Raw genomic sequence first — 17,711 nt, 5'->3', positions numbered from 1 at the left:
AATTTGAGATTGTAGGTTGGTCATTGATGTCCGATTTCCAAATTTTTTATTTATTATAGCACAAAATCAAGAAAATCCTAACTTTTTTTTAAATTTCTTGATAAAATTGTAAGTCTTTTAATGCTCGCTCGGCGATTTTTTCGTAACGTTCTTTTTTATCACGAATGCGCGGACCTTCCAATTCTTTGATAATCCCAAAATTGACATTCATGGGTTGGAAATGCTTGCTGTCAGCATGAGTAACATAATGAGGCAGACTTCCAATAGCTGTTGTTTCTGGAAAGACAAGTGCTTCTTCTCCCTTGAAGAGTCGAGCAGCGTTAATACCAGCAACTAGACCTGAAGCTGCTGACTCTACGTACCCTTCAACTCCAGTCATTTGACCTGCAAAGAAAAGATTTGGCTGTTTCTTAGAGCGGAAAGTCTGTTCAAGCAGATTTGGAGAGTCCATATAAGAGTTTCGATGCATGACACCATAGCGGACAAATTCTGCATTCTCAAGGCCAGGAATCATTTGAAAGACCCGCTTTTGCTCTCCCCACTTGAGATGAGTTTGGAAGCCAACGATGTTGTAAAGACTGCCCGCTGCATTATCCTGACGAAGCTGCACCACAGCGTATGGCGTCTTATATTCACCATCTCGAGGGCCTTGATAGTCATCTGGATATTCCAAACCAACTGGCTTCATCGGTCCATAAAGCATAGTTTTAATCCCTCGCTTAGCCATGACTTCAATAGGCATGCAGCCTTCAAAGTATTTTTCTTTTTCAAAGGAATTGAGCGGTGCTTCCTCAGCATTGACCAAAGCATCATGGAAATCCATAAATTCTTGCTTAGTCATTGGCGCATTGAGATAGGCAGCATCCCCCTTATCATAGCGGGATTTGAGATAGACCTTGCTCATATCAATAGTATTGACATCAATAATTGGCGCTGCTGCGTCGTAGAAATAAAAACCGTCACCTCCATTGAGCGTGTGGATTTTTTCTGCTAAAGTATCGCTGGTCAAGGGTCCTGTCGCAATAACTGTGATGGCATCCTCCGGAATTTCGGTGATTTCTTCACGAATGACCTCAATCAATGGATGATTGGTCACTAGCTCCGTCACCATCTGCGAAAAGCCTTCTCTATCAACCGCTAGAGCACCACCTGCTGGAACCCGAGTCGCTTCTGCTGACTTTAAGATGACCGAGTCCAACCGTCGCATTTCTTCCTTGAGCAGACCGACTGCGTTGGTCAGCGCATCTCCTCGCAGAGAGTTAGAGCAGACCAGTTCTGCAAAGTCTGCAGTTTTGTGCTGAGGTGTTGACTTAACACCCCGCATTTCATAGAGTTTGACCGGGATGCCACTCTTGGCAATCTGGTAAGCTGCTTCACTGCCAGCCAGACCAGCACCGATAACATTGATATAGGATAATGACATGATACTCTCCCTTGGATATTTCTAGATTTTCACTCTGACCATTATAACAAAAAGATAGTAAAAAAGACAGACAGGAGAATTCCTGAATGTCTATCATTTTGTCATTTTTTCCAAGTAAGCAATCTTAGCAAAATCTTTATGATTGTTATTTTCATTTCGGTAAGAATCTTGTGAAGAAGCACGATAGATAGCTAAAAATTGCTCTGCAGTTGGCAGTAGAAACTCAACATCTTCAACTTCTTTTCGAGTCAACTTCTCCATCGGCACACCAGCGAATGCCTCCAAGGTTTCCATGGCTCCAAATTCAATAGATAAGTCTTCTTTTTGAAATTCATGCTCATGCAGATCGACTAAGCGATAGCCCAAGCGCTCCATCATAGGCTCAATCTTGTCCATATCATAAATACGTTCTTCATCTGGTGCTTCCCAGCCACGCTCATCACCATGAACATGAATATCAATATCCCGCGCCTGCCAGTCCTGACCAGTAACCTGTTCCAGACCTAGAGAACCCATCAGAAGTGGAACAATGCCCATCTTATTCAGTTGAGATGTGATTTTTAGAAATTCTGCAAATTTATCCGTCATAAAACTATACCTCTTCTTCAGAAAGATATTTTACGTAATATAAATTATGTAAAAATAACTATTTCACTTTTTCTTCTTCGTAATCGCCATTGCTGCAGACCACTTGCTTACCGCCACCGCGAACTTTCTTTTCGATCAGATAATGGTCACATTTTGGACAGTTCCGACTGACTGGCTTATCCCAAGATGTGAAATCACAGTCAGGATAACGATCACAACCGTAGAAAATGCGATTTCGCTTAGTCTTACGCTCAATAACTTGACCTTTCTGACACTGCGGGCAGGTCACGCCGATTTCCTTGACAATAGCCTGAGTGTGACGGCAGTCAGGGAAATTGCTGCAGGCGTAGAATTTTCCAAATCTCCCCAACTTGATAACCATAGGACTTCCGCAGACCTCGCAGTCAAAACCAGCTGGTTCATCTTTGATTTGGATTTTCTCCATTTCAGTTTCGGCTTTAGCCACTTCCTTTTCAAAAGGTTGATAAAACTCGTCAATAACTTTCTGCCATTGCTCTTTGCCAACTTCTACATCATCTAGTTTAGCTTCCATTTCTGCTGTGAATTTCACATTTACGATGCCTGGGAAGAATTCGACAATCAGAGAATTGACAATCTCTCCTAGTTCCGTTGGCTCAAAGCGCTTGGAAACCAGCTTAACGTAATATCGTTTCTGAATAGTTTCAATGGTCGGTGCATAGGTAGACGGACGACCAACACCATTTTCTTCCAAAGTTTTGATGAGAGTCGCTTCAGAATAACGAGCAGGTGGCTGGGTAAAGTGCTGTTCTGGATTGGTATTGACACGTTTGACGGTATCGCCCTTTTCCATGTCTGGCAGCATTTTATTCTTGTCAGAGTCATTATAAATAGCCAAATAGCCATCAAACTTGACCTGACTGCCGTTGGCAGCAAATTGGACACCATTTTGCCCCAACTTAACATTCATAGTATCAAAGACTGCTGCTGTCATTTGGCTAGCTACAAAACGGTTCCAAATTAGCGTATAGAGCTTAAGTTGATCCTTGTCTAGATACTTTGCAATGCTTTCTGGTGTGTTAAAAACGCTGGAAGGACGAATGGCCTCGTGGGCATCTTGAGCTCCAGAGGCGTTCTTAGCCTTGCTGCCATGTTTGGAATATTTGGCGCCAAATTTATCCGTGATAAAGCTTGCTGCTTCATTCTGCGCTACTGGGCTGATACGAGTCGAGTCGGTACGCATATACGTAATAAGACCTTGTACGCCAGAACCGATATTAATCCCCTCATAGAGCTGCTGAGCCACCATCATGGTCTTACGAGTCCGGAAATTAATCTTATTAGCAGCATCCTGCTGCATAGAGGAAGTCGTGTAGGGCAGCGGAGCATTGCGTCGACGCTCTTTCTTTTCGACGCTGTCGACTGTAAAGTCATCACCCTTGAGGTGAGACAGAACTTCTTTGACCTCATCGTTGTTGGTCAGCTTCATCTTTTTACCATTCATACCATAGAAGCTGGCCTGAAACTGACGAGTTCCCTTCTTGAAGGTTCCGTCAATTGTCCAGTATTCTTCTGGTTTGAAGGCGTTGATTTCATTTTCCCGGTCGATAATCAGCTTAAGCGCAACAGACTGCACCCGGCCAGCTGATAGGCCCTTTTTGACTTTCTTCCAGAGAATAGGAGAAATGGAATAACCAACCAAGCGGTCCAAAACTCGTCGAGCCTGCTGGGCATCGACCAGATCCATATCAATCTGACGCGGCTCTTTAAAAGCGTTCTTGACTGCATCTTTGGTGATTTCATTAAAGACGACACGGTTTTTCTCTTTCTCATCCAGATTCAGAATGTGAGCCAGATGCCAAGAAATAGCTTCTCCTTCGCGGTCCGGGTCACTTGCCAGAAAGACTTGTTTAGCTTTCTTTGCTTCTTTTTTCAAGTCATTAATCAACGGACCTTTACCACGAATATTGATGTACTGCGGCTCATAGTTGTTCTCAAAATCAATGGACATAGTAGACTTTTTCAAGTCACGAATATGCCCGACACTGGCCAGAACCTTGTAGTTTCGTCCCAGATATTTTTCTATTGTTTTTGCCTTAGCAGGCGACTCTACGATGACAAGATTTTTCTTGGTCGTAGACTTTTTCTTTGTTTTTGTTACCAATTTAGACACCTTCTATAAGAAATAAATCTCATAGAGTTTAAACTATTTTTTGATAGATGTCAACTGCTAACTTTTCTTATAGGAAAACTTGTTTTAAAAATCAAACTCAGATAGGACGTCAGAGCCTGATGTGATGCACTTTGCACCCTCTTGAATCAAATGATGGCAACCGTCAGATTTTCCATCTAAAATTGACCCCGGAATAGCAAAGACATCCCGCCCTTCTTCCATCGCTCGCTCACAGGTAATCAGGCTGCCTGAGCGCATCTTAGCTTCTGCCACGATGACGCCTCGACAGAGACCGGCGATAATACGATTCCGCTCTGGAAAATGAAATTTCAAGGGCTGTTCACTTGGACCATACTCTGTCAATAATAAATGATTTTTGCCAATGTAAGCTTGTAGTTTTTTATTTGCCTTAGGATAAAAGACATCTAATCCTGTTCCGATGACAGCAATGGTCTGACCTCCGTTTTGCAGGGCAGCCATATGAGCCGCTGTATCAATCCCACGAGCCAAGCCGCTGACGATAACCAATTCATTATTTAGCTCTTTGATAATCTTTTGTACAGAGGCATTTCCTTGCTTACTGCTGTCTCGACTGCCAACGACCGCAGCCTTGGGCAATTCTAGTAGATTTAGATTTCCCTGATAAAATAACAAAGTCGGGGCATCATAAATCTCGCATAAATCCCAAGGGTAAATATCATCCAAGATAGAAAAGGACGGGAAAAGTTCAAATTCTTCCTTCAAAGCTGGTAAATCAAGCCTCTTGTATTTCTCTATAAAGAGAGCGGGATTGCGGCACTCAGATACGACAGCCTTATCTCGCAGAGAAAGCTTGCCATCTCTACTCTCGGCGTATCTCAAAACATTTAAAACCTGATGATTAGTCAAGCCAGCTTTTTTCATTTTATAAATCTCAAAATTATTCATTTTTTCACCTCACTTTCTTATTCGTAAAAAGTTCAAAAAAAGAACTGCGATACAGTTCCTCCTTTACGATTTTATTGAATTTGATGTTGTCAATAGCTGGTCTCCTTGACTATTTGCCTTTAACCCATCATTTATACTTTATGAACAGGAATTTCCTTAATAATTCGTGCTGGATTACCAGCCAAGACTACATTGTCACCAAAAGACTTGGTCACAACCGCTCCTGCTCCGACTACCACATTATCCCCTAGTGTCACGCCTGGCAGAATCGTCACACCTCCGCCAGCCCAGAAATTATCACCAATAGTGATTGGTGCTCCGTACTCAATACCGGAATTTCTTTCCACTGGATCAAGCGGATGAAGAGGTGTCAGAAGCTGGCAATTTGGACCAAGCATAGCATTGTCTCCGATGCGAATGGGGCAGACATCTAACATGGTCAGGTTCCAGTTAGAACAAAAATTCTCCCCTAGATGAATATTGATTCCATAATCACAGACCAAATCAGGCTTCATAGCAAGATTCTCCCCTGTGCTGCCAAACCATTCTTTGATAATAACACTGCGCCGGTCACTGTCTTGCTCTTGGTTAAAACGATATTGAAATTCTTTGGATCGGGCTCTAATTTTTCTTAAATCTTCATCTTGTGGTCGGTAAATCTCCCCAGCAATCATCTTTTCGTATTCGCTTCGCATAGCATCCTCCTTTTCATGCGTGACAAATGGATAGTCAGGTACAGTTGTTCATCCTCTGATGTTTGGTAATTTCTGGTTTGCTTTAAAAATTCAGCAATCTTCCTAGTGGTTTCATAGGCCAAGGGATACTTACATTTAAGTAAGTCAAACATTTCATTGTCCTCCAAGTCACGGTGGCCTCTATCAGTCAGGACTCGCTCACAGAAAAATTTTAGATGGGTCATGAAGCGCTCAAGGTAGATGTCTTCCTCGTCTAAAGAAATTTCCAAACTGTACTTGACAATGGTCATGATTTCCTCCATCATCATAGTCAAATCACGCGCAGTTCCATCGCCATTTTCCAACTCTGCATTGACCAAGGTCAGCGCCATAAATGCTGCTTCATCATCTGGAAGTTCCTTGCTGACATAAGCGCTCAAAAGCTGTTTTGCATACTGACCAACCTCAAACTCGATAGGAAAAAAGCGTTTAATATCCCACATGAGGAAATTCTTGAGATAAATATCATCTTCCAAGCGCAGCAAGACTCCGTGGATATGATCTGCCATCGCCAGAAAAGCAGTGTCTTTGAGTTTCTTCTGCAGTTTCTCCCTTGCGAAAGAAATAATCTTATCTGACATTTCCATGACCTCTGCTGGCAACTCCATCAGAAGCTGTCGTCTATTTTCTGACAAGACATACTTTTTCTCAATCAGCTCATCTGGAATCTCCTGGCCAACTTTTCGACCAAAGGCCAGTCTTCGTCCCATGAGAATAACTTCTTCTTGGTTTTCTTCAGAAATCACCACATTATTGTTTAAGATTTTACTGATAAGCATGCCTCACCTCTTCGTGCCTATTCATACATGGATTTTATTGGTTCAAATGTCTTGCGATGAATAGGAGTTACGCCGTTTCGCTCCAAGCCCTGCAAATGTCTCATAGTTCCGTAACCTGCATTTTGCGAAAAATCATAGCCAGGAAATTTCTTGTCATAGTCTGTCATCAGCTTATCCCGAGTAACCTTAGCTACAATACTGGCCGCTGCAATAGATAGCGAATTAGCATCACCTTTGATGATGGACTCTTGCGGAATCTCGACATCTAGCTTCATGGCATCAATCAGCAGATAATCTGGCTTGAGACAAAGCTTAGACAAAGCATCTTTCATAGCAAGCTTGGTCGCTTCATAGATATTGACTTGGTCTATAATCTCATTGTCTATCAAGCCAATACCCACTGCCAAAGCTTTATCTAGAACTGCCTGATAGATTTCTTGATGTTTTTTCTTGGGTATCTTCTTGCTGTCGTTGAGCCCCTTAATCTTACATCCTGGAGGTAAGATAACAGCTGCAGCGACAACAGGTCCAGCTAGAGGACCACGACCGACCTCATCAATCCCAGCGATCGCCCGAAAGCCGGTTTTATAAAGCTCTTTTTCATACCGTAGCATCTGCTCCAGACGCAGTTCCTCGTCTAACTCCGCCTGAATGGCTCTTTTACGCTTTTCAATCGCCTTTTGAACTCCGCTCCGCTGGTCATTAGCTGCTTCTGCCAGAAAAGGATCAGCCAAATCAGTCACTAACTCTAAACGTTGCTGGATTTCTTTAATCGTTGCCATCTAGTTCTCCAACCGTGTCCAAGCAATAACGACCTAACTTGCCATCGCGGACATCTTTGACAAATAGGCTGTAAAAACGGTCATAGTCATCGCGGAAGCCAAGTTTTTGAGTCATATCCATAATCATGTCAGGCGCTTCCTGGCTAAGATCCAGCTGCTTGAAGCGTGCTATCAGCTCCTCAGGATAATGCTCCTTGAAATAATTGAGGCCAAAAATCGTCACCTCATCCATAGGCAGCAGATTATCCTTGATAGCACCAGTCAGGGCAAGCTTGAGAGCAACCGTCTCATCTTCAAACTTAGGCCAGAGAATCCCTGGTGTATCCAAGATTTCCAAGTCTTTATTTGACTTGAGCCATTGCTGCCCCTTGGTCACACCTGGCTTATTCCCTACAACGGCAATTTTCTTACCTGCCAAGCGATTCATGAGGGTTGATTTTCCGGCATTGGGAATACCGATTATCATGGTACGCAGGGTTTCGATGCGAATTCCTCTTTCTTTCTGACGCGCCAATTTATCAGCCATAAGCTTCTTAGCTGCGTCTGTAACTTTTTTAACAGCAGATTGCTCTTTGGAATTAATAGATAAAGTCGGAATCCCCTGACTTTCAAAATAACTCTGCCATTCCTTAATACGAACAGGGTCAGCTAAATCAGCCTTGTTTAAAATCAAAAGCTTGGGCTTATCCCCCACAATCTTAGTCAGCATAGGATTTTGACTGGATAAAGGAAGTCTCGCATCAACCAATATCGTCACAAAATCAACAAACTTAATATTTTCCTGTACCTGTCTCCGTGCCTTGGACATATGCCCCGGAAACCATTGAATCGTTGCCATAATTTATCCTTTCAACGAATATCATTGATAAAATTTTATATCTTTACCTATTTTAACATATTTCTAGGATTTAAGCGGGTGAATTCTAAAGTGATACTCTCTACCGCAAGAGTAAAAAAAGCCCTAACGGGCTTTCTAACTTTATCTTACTTGTTCAAAATGCAGATGCACAGCTATATGATCTCCATAGCCATTGCGCTCTAAATCGCGCTGCAAACGATAAGAAATATAATGCTCTGCAATAGTAATATAACCTGCACCCAAGAGGCGACTTTCAACCATGGACTGAATCATGCTAATCGTCGCACGTTCAACTTTAGCTTCTTCCAAATCCAGAACAACTTTCTTTGTAACCTGCGCTAAATTCTGACGCAAATCATCTGTCAACACATAGACAGTCTGTGCTGCCTTTAAAACTGCTTGATAAATTTTATCTGGATCGAATTCTACGACCTCACCACTCCGTTTAATAACTTGCATAAAAAAACTCCTTTTATATTATATATTTCTAATCTAATGTAAGTCTCTAACATGACTGCTGCCAATCCAGTTGTCTATAGTCTGCTCAAAAAGAATTCTGGAAGCTAGACTACACCTTAACATTATATAATTTTTTCCAATATTTTTCAAAGGAAGCTCTCTTTTTTATATGCTCTTCAAAAACTATCAGATTCTGAATTCACTTTTCAGTTTAAGTCAATACAACTAAAATAACAAGCCAAACACTATGTATCGGATTTCTCTAATGTTATGTCCTGTCTTTTATAACGATAGTGTATTTTCCAGTGATTTTCAGACACTTCTTCTAAACTCAATGTTTTGTTAATAGCCTTAAAGGACAATTTTTCTTCTTCAACTCTCTTTAAGAGCTCAACCAATAACTCTCCCCCAGCATTCAGAGAAATTAAACTATCATCCTCACTATCATATTGAAGTAGAATTTTCTTTGTTGGTTTGTGAATGATGTTATAAAGATTGAAAGCTTTATCAATTTCAAAATTTTTCTCTTTATCAGCCACCATTGACAAACTGTGCAGCTCCAACTGACCGATTTTAAAAGCTCCAAAGAGACTGAAAACTATCCCTAACGCAGCAAGTGTTTCCCAGATGAAAGAGAAAAGTTTCAAATCCCAGTCCGTTATCAGTATTAGAAGTAAATAAATAATTCCTAAAACAGATCCAAGTAAAATCAATCCTGAACCATAGCAACCTGCCTTATCACCAGTTCGGATAACTGGCTTATCATAAACTTTTTTTCCCTCAAGTTTTTCCAGTCTATGCTTATCCTTATACTCCTCAATTCGTTCACTATGTTTTTCTGTCACAATTTTCAATTCTTTCTTTATTATTTTTATCTATGTCAATCCTAAAACTGCTGCTATCAATCAATAATCCGGTCTCAGGACACCTTTAACAGTCTCTTTGGTTGCTTGGTAGTCGCCATCAACCACAACCTTAATAATGCGCTTGGCATCTTCCTCAGGCGCTGGAACAAGCGGTAAACGAGTTGGCCCAGCAGCAAAGCCTAAGTAATTAAGGACTGCCTTGACTGGAGCTGGACTTGGGTAAGAGAAAAGGGCATTGACTTTAGGAATGAATTTCCGTTGGATAGCTGCAGCTTTTTTGATGTCATTGTGTTCAATAGCGTCTAGCATTTCAAACATTTCATCACCGTTTGTGTGAGAAGCAACAGAAATAACTCCATCAGCCCCCAGATTCATAGCATGAAAAGCATCGCCATCCTCACCAGTATAAATCAGAAACTCCTCTGGACGATGCTCAATCAGATAGGCCATATTCGCCAGACTGGTACATTCTTTAACGCCGATAATATTTGGATGTTCTGCCAACCTCAGCATAGTCTCAGGTGTCATCTCAACTACTACCCGTCCAGGTATATTGTAGATAATGATCGGCAAGTTTGAAGCATCCGCAATGGCTTTAAAATGCTGATACATGCCTTCTTGAGAAGGTTTGTTGTAATAGGGAACAATGGCCAAACCAGCTGCAAAACCACCAAATTCATCTACTTCTTTGACGAATTCGATAGAATCGCGCGTTTCGTTGGTACCGACGCCGGCTATCAAAGGAACACGCCCCTTGACAACCTTTTGAACTGCCGCAAATAACTCCAACTCTTCATCGTGAGTCAGGGTTGGACTTTCTGCAGTTGTTCCAGCCAGCAAAATCCCATCCGTATGATGTGCCAAAAGGTGCTCAATCAAGTCTGGAATAGCATCAAAATTGATGGAGCCATCTTCATGAAAAGGAGTAATAAAAGCTGTGATTATTTTACAGTTTTTCAGATCCGCATACGCCATAAACTTACCTCTCTTTATTATACGAAAAGAGGGTTGAAAGAACGATTATTCAACCCTGTACTGTCAAGTTTCCTTGGTCACTTTATTTTAATTCAAAAACAACTTCTGCTGTTGGACGAACTAAACCACGCTCATGCAGTGTCTCTGCGATTTGAACAGAATTCCAAGCCGCCCCCTTAAGAAGATTGTCTGAAACAACCCACATGTGGATTCCTTTTTCCGCATCAAGATCCTTACGAATTCGGCCAACAAAGGTTTCTTTCTTACCAACAGCATTGATTGCTTGCGGATAAACCTGATGAGCTACATCATCTTCTAAAACAGCTCCTGGGAAAGCTGCGATTGCTGCTTTTACCTGTTCAATAGGTGCCACTTCCTTAGTCTCGATGTAAACAGACTCCGAGTGAGCAGACAAAATTGGAAGACGAACACAAGTCGCAGAAACAGCAATAGAATCATCTTCCATGATTTTCTTAGTTTCCTTAGTCATCTTCATCTCTTCATAAGTGTAGTCGTTATCTGTAAAGACATCAATCTGAGGTAAGGCATTAAAGGCAATAGGATAATGCTTTTTATCGCCGCCACATGGCAGGATATTGGCTTCCGCATCCTTAGGATTTACACCATCATTGAGAACAGAGCGTAATTGAGCTTGGGTTTCAAGAATGGCTCCCATACCTGCACCAGAAACTGCTTGATAGGTAGACACGATGATACGCTCCAGACCCCATTGCTGACGAACAGGCTCTAAAGCCACCATCATCTGAATTGTCGAGCAGTTAGGGCAAGCGATAATTCCCTTGTGCTGATCTAAGGCATGGGCATTGACTTCTGGAACAACCAGAGGAACATCAGGATTTTGACGGAAATAAGAGGTGTTATCAACCACTACTGCTCCAGCTTTGACTGCGTAAGGAGCGAATTTTGCTGAGGTAGAACCTCCAGCTGAGAAGAGAGCAATATCTACACCTTCAAAAGCAGTCTCGGTCGTCTCTTCGATAGTAATATCTTGTCCTTTGAACTGGAGAACTTTTCCAGCTGAACGAGCAGACGCCAGATAGCGTATTTTATCAATTGGAAGGCTAGATTCTTCCAGCATTTTAATCATTTGAGATCCAACGGCGCCAGTGGCACCTACTACAGCAACTGTATATCCCATGCGATAACCTCTCTGAATTTTCAAAAAATTTTTATTGTTAGTATTATACTATTTTTAGGGAAAAATGCAAATATTTCTGAAGAATATAAGTGCGATATTTTGATAAAACACACCAACTCAACTTCCTCCTGCGGACTCATTTCATCAAGAGCAATAGAAAAATCCCCAATCCGAAGACTGGGGATAAGGGCACTTTCGTGTGATCAGCAGGTTCACACAACTGATCAAGATCCGCTCCTGCGTTATGACCTCCCATGCTTCAATTTGCAGAAAATCTGCATATCGACTCATCGCACTTATCTATCATAAGCTATCACATAAAAAATGTCAAGACAGACAGATTATTAGAATTTTCATAAATACTTACTTCCCTCTCGAATACTAAGTGCAGCCATTTCTGTCTGATGCCGTTCGATAAAAGCTCTGACCCAGTCTGGATTGGTTTTGGAATAATCTCTCAGCGCCCAGCCGATGGCCTTGTTAATAAAGAATTCTGTTCGGCCTAGATTATTCACTAAAATCTTCTCCAAGAGCTCTGTGTCTGTTTTCTCTTTTCGTAGCAGCTGATAATCGATGGCCAAGCGCCGTAACCAAATATCCTCATCACAACTCCAAGCTACAATAATCTCTTTGGTTTCCGGAAATCGAGCAATGATTGATCCAACCAAGCGGTCCAAAAAGTCTATGGTATCCCACCAAGATTTTGTTTGGGCCAGCTTTTTCAAACGTGGCAAGTCAGATGGTGTCAATAGTTTCTTGCGAATCTCCAGATAATCTAGCGCAGTGTACTGCAGTTCTAGATAGGGATTATTCCAAGCTTCATTTATAAAATCCCAATCAATAACAGAGTCAGTCTGCTGTTTGAAAAAAGCCTTTGTGAGTTTCCGCCTGGCCGGAGTCTTGACTCCTAGAAACTCAAATTTATTTTTCATATAGGCTTTCATAGCCGCCGCATCGTTAGGGTTAGCTATAGCTTTTAACTCTTTTGCCAATTCTTCTACATTCATAGCTTACTCCAGCAATTCACGGTCATAAATAGTGTAGTCGCAGCGGTAAATCACGAGGCGCTTGCCGTCAATCAGCAACTCAGAGGTTTTAGGAGCATCGGATTTATCTAGAGAAACACGGTCTCCAGCATAGGCAGCCAACGGAGTGCCGTTTTGAGAGCGAATCAAAATGACCTTTTTCTTTCCGGTAAAGTCGTTTTTAAAGGCTGAAATCATGCGATTTAAAACAGGAACAGAATGGCTGTTCTCCTCAACATCTGCAGTCTTTTGATACTGGGTAAACACATCTTTCAAGCCTTTTTCTTCTGCAATCAAGGAAGAGCCCACATGGTCAATCTCATACTTACCCAAGGTGATTTTGAGCACAGAAGAATCTTCTTTAGAATTTCCTTCCTCATCAACTGAGTCGAATTCCTCATTACGTGAGATGGATAGTGACTTGCCCGACATTTGGTCAATGAGCTGAGAATTCTCATCATAGGTGCGAACCGTCATCTCCAACCCCAACCATTCCTCTTTGGCATTTTTGAACCAATTTTCAACTGCCTGACAGCCGCTCAAAGTCAAAAGGGCAATACTTAGAAGAGTTATTAATAAATGTTTCTTTTTCATCATTTCCACTCCATTTCTTTTAAAAGTTTGATGGGTCCAGCCTGCTTGTCTAAGGACTTTTGCAGCCAAACAATGTCATGCCAACACTCGAATTTATAGCCGATTTTAGGGAAATGCGCTACTTGTTGGTATCCTCTTTTTCGATGCAAAGCCATGCTAGCTTCATTTGGCAGAGCAATACAGGCTAGAAAATGCATATATCCCATCTGTTCTAATAGGTCTTCGAGCTTATCATAAAGTTTACTGCCGACTCCTTTTCCTCTAGCATCTTGACTGACATAGACGGACAATTCCACCGCCCAATCATAGGCGGCACGCGCATAATAGGTCGAAGCATAGGCATAACCTAAAATTAAACCGTCTTCTTCCGCTACCAGATAAGGATATTTTTCCAACGTTTTTTCAATCCTAGTTGCAAAATCCTCAATGGTTGGTACTTCATATTCAAAAGTGATGGCTGTATTTTCTACATAAGGCGCATAAATAGCAAGCAAGGTCGCAGCGTCTGATGGTCTTGCAAATCTAATGTTCATGTTGTCTCCATATTCTATTCTCATTATTTTCACTATTATACCAAAAAAGACTCGTAAAGAGCCTTTTAGACCAAGATCAAAATAGACCAATCGCTGTGCCGTCTGTCGCCACATTCATATTAAGTGCCGCAGGTCGTTTTGGCAATCCTGGCATGGTCATGACATCTCCTGTCAAAGCCACAATAAAGCCTGCCCCAAGTTTTGGTACCAGTTCACGAATGGTAATTTCAAAGTTTTCTGGTGCACCAAGAGCTGCAGGATTGTCAGAGAAGCTATACTGTGTTTTGGCCATGCAGATTGGCAGCTTGTCCCAGCCATTTTTGACAATTTCTCGAATCTGAGTCTGCGCTTTTTTCTCAAAGTTCACCTTTGAACCTCGATAGATTTCTGTGACAATTTTCTCAATTTTTTCTTCAATAGAGAGGTCATTGTCATAGAGGCGAGTGTAATGAGCAGGCTCTTCATCAATGGTTTTAACTACAGTTTCAGCCAAAGCTACACCACCTTCGGCGCCATCAGCCCAGACGCTAGCTAGCTCAACGGGCACCTTAATTTCTGCACAAAGCTCTTTAAGCGTAGCAACTTCAGCTTCCGTGTCAGATACAAATTCATTGATGGCTACTACCACTGGAATACCGAACTTACGGATATTTTCAACATGGCGTTTAAGGTTAGCAAAACCTGCACGAACTGCTTCTACATTTTCTTCTGTCAGAGTATCTTTCTCAACGCCGCCATTCATCTTAAGAGCACGAAGGGTTGCGACAATCACTATTGCATCTGGTGAAGTTGGTAAGTTCGGAGTTTTAATATTCAAGAATTTTTCCGCTCCAAGGTCCGCACCAAACCCTGCTTCAGTAACTGTATAATCAGCCAAACGCAGCGCTGTGCTAGTCGCCAAAACAGAATTACATCCGTGGGCGATATTGGCAAAAGGCCCGCCATGAACAAAGGCTGGTGTCCCGTAAATAGTCTGAACTAGATTTGGCTTAATCGCATCTTTCAAGACTAATGCCAAGGCTCCTTCTACCTCAAGGTTACGAACATAGACTGGTGTACGGTCATAGCGATAACCAATAACAATGTTAGCCAAGCGCTTTTTCAAATCTTCAATATCCGTAGCCAGGCAAAGAATCGCCATAATTTCAGAAGCGACCGTGATATCAAAGCCATCTTCGCGTGGAATACCGTTAACTGGACTTCCTAAGCCAACAGTCACATGGCGAAGAGCCCGATCATTCAAGTCCACCACACGTTTCCAGATAATGCGGCGCTGATCGATTCCCAGGGCATTTCCTTGATGTAAATGATTATCAATAAGAGCTGACAGGGCATTATTAGCAGTCGTAATGGCGTGCATATCACCAGTAAAATGCAAGTTGATATCTTCCATCGGTAGAACCTGCGCGTAACCGCCGCCAGCTGCTCCCCCTTTGATGCCCATAACTGGCCCCAGAGACGGTTCCCGGATAGCAATCATAGTTTTCTTGCCAATTTTATTGAGTGCATCAGCTAGTCCAATGGTAATGGTAGACTTACCTTCTCCAGCTGGTGTCGGATTGATTGCCGTTACCAAAATCAGTTTGCCAACAGGATTTTTTTCAACCTCACGAATCTTATCAAAGCTGAGCTTGGCCTTATACTTACCATATAGTTCTAAGTCATCATAGTCGATGCCGACTTTTTTCACCACATCAACAATAGGCTGCAATTCAACACTTTGAGCAATTTCAATATCTGTTTTCATCAAGAACTCCTCTATCAATTAATATAAAGATTATAACAAAAAAGAGCAAAATCTACATGATTAAGCTCTAAATAGATTTTAATGTTCGGGAAAAACAAAAAACTTGGAAATTTTTGTTCTCTAAACTATAAGATTTTAGAGTCACTTCTCCGCTGTGACACTCTGCAATTAGAATTATTTTACTAAATTTCTTTTTTATTGTAAAATAGTGCTATGAACATATTGATTACTTCTGGCGGGACCAGCGAGAAAATCGACCGTGTCCGCTCTATTACCAATCATTCGACAGGCCGGCTTGGGAAAATCATAGCCGAAACTTTCCTAGACAAGGGCGATCAGGTGACTCTGGTGACGACTCCCAAGGCTGTCCGCCCTGCAACCCATCCCAATCTCACCATTGTTCAGATTGAAAACGTTGCAGAACTGCTTGAAAGCTTGAAGCCGCTCGTTCACACACATGATGTACTGATTCATGCAATGGCTGTTTCTGACTATACTCCCGTCTACATGACTGGTTTGGAAGCTGTAGCGGCTAGCCCTGACATGACTGAATTTTTGAATAAGACTAACTCAGAAAGCAAAATTTCTTCTCAGGATGATGTTCAAGTCCTTTTTCTCAAAAAGACTCCAAAAGTCATCAGCCTGATAAAAAAATGGAATCCAGCCATTCGCTTGATTGGATTCAAACTCTTGGTCAATGTTACTAAGGAAGAGTTACTCAAGACCGCACGAGACAGTCTCATAAAAAATCAAGCAGAAATTATCGTCGCCAATGATTTGACAGAGATTTCTAACCATGGGCACAGAGCCTATCTCGTCGGAAAAGATACTGTAACTCAAGCTCAATCCAAAGAAGAAATCGCTCAGCTCCTCTGCCTGCATATACACAATACATAAGGAGGATTAAGATGACTCAGATTACCTTAGCTGTCAGCGGAAGTATATCAGCCTATAAGGCTGCTGACATCACTAGCCGTCTAAAGAAAGAGAACTTTGAAGTAGCTGTCCTCATGACCAATGCTGCGACAGAATTTATCACACCGCTGACCCTGCAAGTCTTGTCGCAAAAGCCAGTTGCAATTGATATTATGCAAGAACCTGACTCTAGCAAGGTCAATCATATTGATATCGCTAAAAAGTCTGACCTCTTTTTGCTGGCCCCCGCTACAGCCAATACCATCGCTAAACTAGCCAACGGCTTAGCTGACAATATGGTGACAGCTACTGCCCTGGCTCTGCCGACTCATACTAAGAAAGTTTTGGCTCCAGCTATGAACACTAAGATGTTTGAAAATCCACTAACCCAACACAATTTGGAGCGTCTGCAGCGTTTTGGATGGAAGATTATCCAGCCGCGCGAAGCTGTTCTAGCCTGTGGCGATCAGGGGACAGGTGCTCTAGCTGAAATTGATACAATTATTGATACAGTAAAGGAACTTATTTATGAAAAAACAATCTAAAATTGCTCAAATTGCTATTTTCTTTGCCATCATGTTGGTACTGCACCTGCTCAGTTCAGTCATTTTTAACCTGCTTCCAGTACCGATTAAGCCTACAATTATTCACATCCCAGTGATTATCGCCAGTATCCTCTATGGCCCTAAAGTCGGGGCTGTCCTAGGCGGCCTCATGGGATGTATCAGCGTTATTACCAATACCTTGGTGCTGCTGCCAACCAGCTATCTCTTTAGCCCTTTTGTGCCAAATGGAAGCCTTTCTTCACTTGTTGTTGCCATGATACCTCGCATTCTCATTGGTATCACTCCTTATTTCGTATATAAAGCAATGAAAAATAAGGTCGGCTTGCTTGTGGCTGGTTCCGTTGGTTCTGCCACCAATACCATTTTTGTCTTGGGCGGAATCTTCTTTCTCTTTGCAAATGTATACCAAGGTGATATCAAAGCGCTTCTGGCTGTGATTCTATCAGCAAATTCCATTGCCGAGTTAATCATTTCTGCGATTTTGACAGCAACTATCATTCCTGCGCTTGAAAAAGCCAAAAAATGATGATAAATTAGCTTTCCAGACCAAGCCTTGCTTTGGTCTTTTTTTAATCCCGCATTTCAACTTTACCATCTTGAAATCCTTGAAACAATGCCTTGAAAAGTA

At 41.9% G+C, this 17,711-nt stretch carries 19 protein-coding genes; 3 read left to right on the top strand and 16 right to left on the bottom strand.

From position 1 onward, the window contains the following. Window positions 1-88 precede the first annotated feature (88 nt). From trmFO to FOC72_RS04535, 16 genes are all read right to left on the bottom strand, one after another. Window positions 89-1,423, bottom strand: coding sequence for a methylenetetrahydrofolate--tRNA-(uracil(54)-C(5))-methyltransferase (FADH(2)-oxidizing) TrmFO (gene trmFO, locus FOC72_RS04610; RefSeq protein ID WP_002895487.1), 1,335 nt, complete (start codon window positions 1,421-1,423; stop codon window positions 89-91). 93 nt (window positions 1,424-1,516) lie between these two features. Then, the gene (locus tag FOC72_RS04605) at window positions 1,517-2,011 is read right to left on the bottom strand and encodes a hypothetical protein (RefSeq protein WP_002895485.1); all 495 of its coding nucleotides are present in this window, start codon (window positions 2,009-2,011) and stop codon (window positions 1,517-1,519) included. A 58-nt stretch (window positions 2,012-2,069) separates the two neighbouring features. After that, entirely contained in the window at window positions 2,070-4,163 is a 2,094-nt protein-coding gene (topA, locus tag FOC72_RS04600; RefSeq protein WP_002895483.1) for a type I DNA topoisomerase, read from the bottom strand. Window positions 4,164-4,247: 84 nt separating this feature from the next. Continuing rightward, window positions 4,248-5,090 (bottom strand): DNA-processing protein DprA, encoded by an 843-nt coding sequence (gene dprA / locus FOC72_RS04595; RefSeq protein WP_002895481.1) that lies wholly within the window; start codon window positions 5,088-5,090, stop codon window positions 4,248-4,250. Window positions 5,091-5,221: 131 nt separating this feature from the next. After that, a complete protein-coding gene (locus FOC72_RS04590; protein WP_002895480.1) occupies window positions 5,222-5,785 on the bottom strand; it encodes a sugar O-acetyltransferase in 564 nt (187 codons plus the stop codon). After that, the gene (locus FOC72_RS04585; RefSeq protein ID WP_002895479.1) at window positions 5,761-6,603 is read right to left on the bottom strand and encodes a PRD domain-containing protein; all 843 of its coding nucleotides are present in this window, start codon (window positions 6,601-6,603) and stop codon (window positions 5,761-5,763) included. The genes FOC72_RS04590 and FOC72_RS04585 overlap by 25 nt, the downstream gene beginning before the upstream one ends. Before the next feature lie 17 nt (window positions 6,604-6,620). Then, the gene (gene rnhB / locus FOC72_RS04580) at window positions 6,621-7,385 is read right to left on the bottom strand and encodes a ribonuclease HII (RefSeq protein WP_002895478.1); all 765 of its coding nucleotides are present in this window, start codon (window positions 7,383-7,385) and stop codon (window positions 6,621-6,623) included. Beyond that, window positions 7,372-8,223, bottom strand: coding sequence for a ribosome biogenesis GTPase YlqF (gene ylqF / locus FOC72_RS04575; protein WP_002895477.1), 852 nt, complete (start codon window positions 8,221-8,223; stop codon window positions 7,372-7,374). The genes rnhB and ylqF overlap by 14 nt, the downstream gene beginning before the upstream one ends. Window positions 8,224-8,364: 141 nt before the next feature. Next, on the bottom strand, window positions 8,365-8,703 hold the full coding sequence (locus FOC72_RS04570) for an ATP cone domain-containing protein (protein ID WP_002895476.1): 339 nt from the start codon (window positions 8,701-8,703) through the stop codon (window positions 8,365-8,367). 245 nt (window positions 8,704-8,948) lie between these two features. Further along, window positions 8,949-9,548 carry a hypothetical protein gene (locus FOC72_RS04565; RefSeq protein ID WP_002895471.1) on the bottom strand — a complete coding sequence of 200 codons (600 nt, stop codon included), beginning with the start codon at window positions 9,546-9,548 and terminating at the stop codon, window positions 8,949-8,951. A 60-nt stretch (window positions 9,549-9,608) separates the two neighbouring features. Beyond that, complete coding sequence (gene dapA / locus FOC72_RS04560; protein ID WP_002895470.1) at window positions 9,609-10,544, bottom strand: 4-hydroxy-tetrahydrodipicolinate synthase; 936 nt, start codon at window positions 10,542-10,544, stop codon at window positions 9,609-9,611. Window positions 10,545-10,626: 82 nt separating this feature from the next. Beyond that, a complete protein-coding gene (locus FOC72_RS04555) occupies window positions 10,627-11,703 on the bottom strand; it encodes an aspartate-semialdehyde dehydrogenase (RefSeq protein ID WP_002895469.1) in 1,077 nt (358 codons plus the stop codon). 353 nt (window positions 11,704-12,056) lie between these two features. After that, window positions 12,057-12,710, bottom strand: a complete 654-nt coding sequence (locus tag FOC72_RS04550; RefSeq protein WP_002895468.1) for a DNA alkylation repair protein — start codon at window positions 12,708-12,710, stop codon at window positions 12,057-12,059. Between the two features lie 3 nt (window positions 12,711-12,713). Beyond that, window positions 12,714-13,325 (bottom strand): DUF5052 family protein, encoded by a 612-nt coding sequence (locus FOC72_RS04545; RefSeq protein ID WP_002895467.1) that lies wholly within the window; start codon window positions 13,323-13,325, stop codon window positions 12,714-12,716. Further along, a complete protein-coding gene (locus tag FOC72_RS04540) occupies window positions 13,322-13,855 on the bottom strand; it encodes a GNAT family N-acetyltransferase (protein ID WP_238525725.1) in 534 nt (177 codons plus the stop codon). The genes FOC72_RS04545 and FOC72_RS04540 overlap by 4 nt, the downstream gene beginning before the upstream one ends. 76 nt (window positions 13,856-13,931) lie before the next feature. After that, on the bottom strand, window positions 13,932-15,602 hold the full coding sequence (locus tag FOC72_RS04535) for a formate--tetrahydrofolate ligase (RefSeq protein WP_002895464.1): 1,671 nt from the start codon (window positions 15,600-15,602) through the stop codon (window positions 13,932-13,934). Window positions 15,603-15,815: 213 nt separating this feature from the next. On the opposite strand from FOC72_RS04535, the gene FOC72_RS04530 reads away from it, so the two are divergent. The 3 genes from FOC72_RS04530 to FOC72_RS04520 are packed head-to-tail and all read left to right on the top strand — an operon-like array spanning window position 15,816 to window position 17,609. Further along, window positions 15,816-16,499, top strand: a complete 684-nt coding sequence (locus FOC72_RS04530) for a phosphopantothenate--cysteine ligase (protein WP_002895463.1) — start codon at window positions 15,816-15,818, stop codon at window positions 16,497-16,499. 11 nt (window positions 16,500-16,510) lie between these two features. Further along, window positions 16,511-17,062: a phosphopantothenoylcysteine decarboxylase gene (gene coaC / locus FOC72_RS04525; RefSeq protein WP_002895461.1), complete on the top strand. Its 552-nt coding sequence runs from the start codon at window positions 16,511-16,513 to the stop codon at window positions 17,060-17,062. Beyond that, window positions 17,046-17,609 carry an ECF transporter S component gene (locus FOC72_RS04520; protein WP_002895459.1) on the top strand — a complete coding sequence of 188 codons (564 nt, stop codon included), beginning with the start codon at window positions 17,046-17,048 and terminating at the stop codon, window positions 17,607-17,609. The genes coaC and FOC72_RS04520 overlap by 17 nt, the downstream gene beginning before the upstream one ends. The last annotated feature ends 102 nt before the right edge of the window (window positions 17,610-17,711 follow it).

The sequence above is a fragment of the Streptococcus sanguinis genome (assembly GCF_013343115.1).
GTDB classification, from domain to species: Bacteria; Bacillota; Bacilli; order Lactobacillales; family Streptococcaceae; genus Streptococcus; species Streptococcus sanguinis_H.
The sequence above is the reverse complement of the archived record's forward strand: the minus strand, read 5'-3'. Positions and strand labels throughout refer to the sequence as shown.